The following is a 2915-nucleotide window of genomic DNA, read 5'->3' as shown; positions in this document are numbered from 1 at the left end:
GCCGCCGGCGAGCCGGGCGCCCCCCGGCCTGCCGCCAGGGCCGGACATGCCGGTTCGGGGCGCGCCTGGGCTACGCCCGCAGATGCCGGATGCGCGAGTACCCGGCCATGGCGGGACGGCAGCAGGAGCGGATTCCGGGGACGGCACCCCTGGTCAGCGGCTGCGCCGGCCGGGTGCGGTCGGTGCGGATGCGGCCGCGCGGCCGGACAACCGGTTCGCCCGGGCGCTAAGTGGCGGCCGCGAGCGGCCGGCCGAACCCGAGCCCGAGTCCGGCCGGCCGGCCGCCCTGCGTCCCGGCACCGACGCACCGGCAGCGCGACCGCGGCCGGACGCGGCTGGCCAGGAACAGTTGCCCGCGGAGGCGGGTGGCCCGGTCCCGCCCCGCACGATCCGGCCCTCTGCGATCAAGCCGATCGGCTATTCCGGTCAGCGCCGGCGCTGAGCCCATGGCTGCGGCCAGGCACCCGTTCCTGCCCCGGGCGTGGTGCCGAGGTCGATCCGAGGCCGTGGTGCCCTGGAGTGGCCAGCGGGCCGCTGGCCAGGCTCCCGGCTCCCGCATGATCCGGCCATGGGAATGGGAGCAGGGCAGCCGGGCAGGTGCCGGGGCTGCGGGCATCACCTCTGCCCTGGCTCTTCCCCGTGAGGCGCGGTTTCTCTAGGTTGCGGCCGTCATCGACCAGATCCTCGTCCCTTCCTGGAATCCGCATGTCTGCCACCGAGCCCCAAGCGGCCCCCGCCACCGATGCGCCGATCCGCACCGACATGGTGATCGTGGGTGCCGGACCCACCGGCCTGTTCGCGGTGTTCGAGGCCGGGCTGCTCGGCCTGCGCTGCCATCTGGTCGACAATCTCGACAAGCCGGGCGGCCAGTGCATCGAGCTCTACCCGGACAAGCCGATCTACGACATCCCGGCGATCCCGCGCTGCACCGGCGAGGAGCTCACCAACAATCTGCTGGAGCAGGCCCGGCCCTTCCACCCAGAGTTCCACCTGAGCCAGCAGGCCGAGAGCCTGACCCGGCTGGAGGACGGCCACTGGCGGCTGGTCACCTCGGCCGGCACCGTGCTGGAGGCGCCGGTGATCGTGATCGCGGCCGGGGCCGGCAGCTTCGTGCCGCGCCGCCTGCCGCTGCCGGGCGTCGCACCATTCGAGGGCAGGAGCCTGCACTATGCCGTGCGCAAGATGGAGCATTTCCGCGGCAAGCACCTGCTGGTGGCGGGCGGCGGCGATTCGGCGCTGGACTGGCTGCTGAGCCTCCAACCGATCGCGGCATCCACGGCCCTGGTGCATCGGCGCGACGAGTTCCGCGCCGCCCCGGATTCGGTCGAGAAGATGCGCGCCCTGGTCGCCGAGAGTGCCACCAGCCTCCATTTCGGCCAGATCACCGAGCTGCACGGTACGGACGGGCAGCTGGAAGGGGTCACGCTGAAGAAGACCAGCGGCGGCGAGGAGCGGATCGCCTGCGACACGGTGCTTGCCTTCTTCGGCCTGAAGATGGAGCTGGGCCCGCTGGCGTCCTGGGGCCTGAACCTGGAGCGCAACCTGATCACGGTCGACACCGAGGCGTTCGAGACCTCGCAGCCCGGGATCTTCGCGATCGGCGACATCGCCACCTATCCCGGCAAGCTGAAGCTGATCCTGTCGGGCTTCCACGAGGCGGCGCTGATGTGCCAGAAGGCGCACAAATACTGCCGGCCCGACCAGAAGCTGGTGTTCCGCTACACGACCTCGTCCACGGAGCTGCACAAGCGCCTGGGCGTCGCGGACTGAACCTGGCTGCCCTACTCAACGATCGGAACGGAACGCCCTCATGGCCGAAATCTTCGTCATCGACCGCGACGGGGTCGAGCACAGCGTGACTGCCACCGACGGCTGGTCCGTCATGGAGATCGTGCGCGAGGCCGATCTGCCGATCGAGGCGGCCTGCGGCGGCTGCTGCGCCTGCGCCACCTGCCATGTCTATGTCGCCGCCGACTGGCTGCCCAAGCTGCCCGAGATGAGCCGCGACGAGAGCAACATGCTGGACGAGGCCTTCCAGGTGCAGGACAACTCGCGTCTGTCCTGCCAGATCCCGTTCAAGCCCGAACTCGACGGCCTGACCGTCACCCTGGCGCCGGAGTTCTAGAGCATCCAGGCGTGGGCACGCCTCGGCCTTGAGCATGCCAGAGGCCGGGGGTCCCGGAAACCTGATTGATTTCAGACAACTGAAATCAATCAGTCGCCGGCTTCCGGGCCGCACAGCCAGTCCGCCACCTGCTCGATCTGCTCGGGCTCGGCCAGCGACGGCGCGTGCCCGCAATCCATGAAGGTCACGAGCTCCGCTCTCGGCCCGGTCCGGGTCATCTCCTGGGCGATTGCTGCCGGCAGGAGCGGGCTCTCGGCTCCGCGCACCAAGAGGGTCGGGCAGCGGATCGCTGCCCAGAGCTCGCGCAGGTCGATGTCGGCAGCCTGCTGGCGCTGGAAGGGCAGCCGGATCGCCGGGTCGTAATGCATCCGCCAGCCGCGGCCGTCCTCGGCCGGCCGCGCGGAGCGGCGGGCCAACTCGCGCCAGAAGCCGTCGTCCAGATGCCGGCCGAACCCAGCATGGATGGTGCGCAGGTGGCGCTCCACCGCCTCCAGGTCGGCGAACCGGAGGTCCAGGCCGAGATAGGCGCCGATCGGCGCCAGCGCCTCCTTGGGCACGAACGCACCCACGTCGTTCAGCACCAGCCGGCTGATCGGGCTGTCCGGCAGGGCGGCCACCACCATGCCTATCAGCCCGCCCATCGAGGTGCCGAGCCAGGCGACCTCGTTCAGACCCAGCTCCTGCAGCCAGGTCCGCAGAAGCGCGGCATAGATCGGCACGGCGTAGTGGTCGGGATCGCGAAACCAGGCACTGCCGCCCCGGCCCGGCACGTCCACCGCCAGCACCCGGG

Annotated in this window: 3 protein-coding genes and 1 pseudogene; 3 read left to right on the top strand and 1 reads right to left on the bottom strand. The window is 70.9% G+C overall.

Annotated elements, in window-relative coordinates:
* From EQG76_RS17530 to EQG76_RS17520, 3 genes and pseudogenes are all read left to right on the top strand, one after another.
* Positions 1 to 442, top strand: a pseudogene (locus EQG76_RS17530) (hypothetical protein); the annotation flags it as partial.
* Between the two features lie 263 nt (positions 443 to 705).
* Entirely contained in the window at positions 706 to 1770 is a 1065-nt protein-coding gene (locus EQG76_RS17525) for an NAD(P)/FAD-dependent oxidoreductase (protein ID WP_159715680.1), read from the top strand.
* A gap of 40 nt (positions 1771 to 1810) precedes the next feature.
* Positions 1811 to 2125 (top strand): 2Fe-2S iron-sulfur cluster-binding protein, encoded by a 315-nt coding sequence (locus EQG76_RS17520; protein ID WP_159715679.1) that lies wholly within the window; start codon positions 1811 to 1813, stop codon positions 2123 to 2125.
* Between the two features lie 89 nt (positions 2126 to 2214).
* Here the strand turns inward: EQG76_RS17520 and EQG76_RS17515 are convergent.
* A partial coding sequence (locus EQG76_RS17515; RefSeq protein ID WP_159715678.1) for an alpha/beta fold hydrolase occupies positions 2215 to 2915 on the bottom strand: 701 nt, incomplete at its 5' end.

Origin of the sequence: Geminicoccus flavidas, assembly GCF_009806515.1 — a bacterium.
Lineage (GTDB): Bacteria > Pseudomonadota > Alphaproteobacteria > Geminicoccales > Geminicoccaceae > Geminicoccus > Geminicoccus flavidus.
Note: the sequence above shows the minus strand (reverse complement) of the source record. Positions and strands in the feature narration are given on the sequence as shown.

Excerpts from the sequence above, each read along its gene's own strand:
- EQG76_RS17520 (WP_159715679.1), top strand. The coding sequence starts at position 1,811 with ATGGCCGAAATCTTCGTCATCGACCGCGACGGGGTCGAGCACAGCGTG.
- EQG76_RS17525 (WP_159715680.1), top strand. The coding sequence starts at position 706 with ATGTCTGCCACCGAGCCCCAAGCGGCCCCCGCCACCGATGCGCCGATC.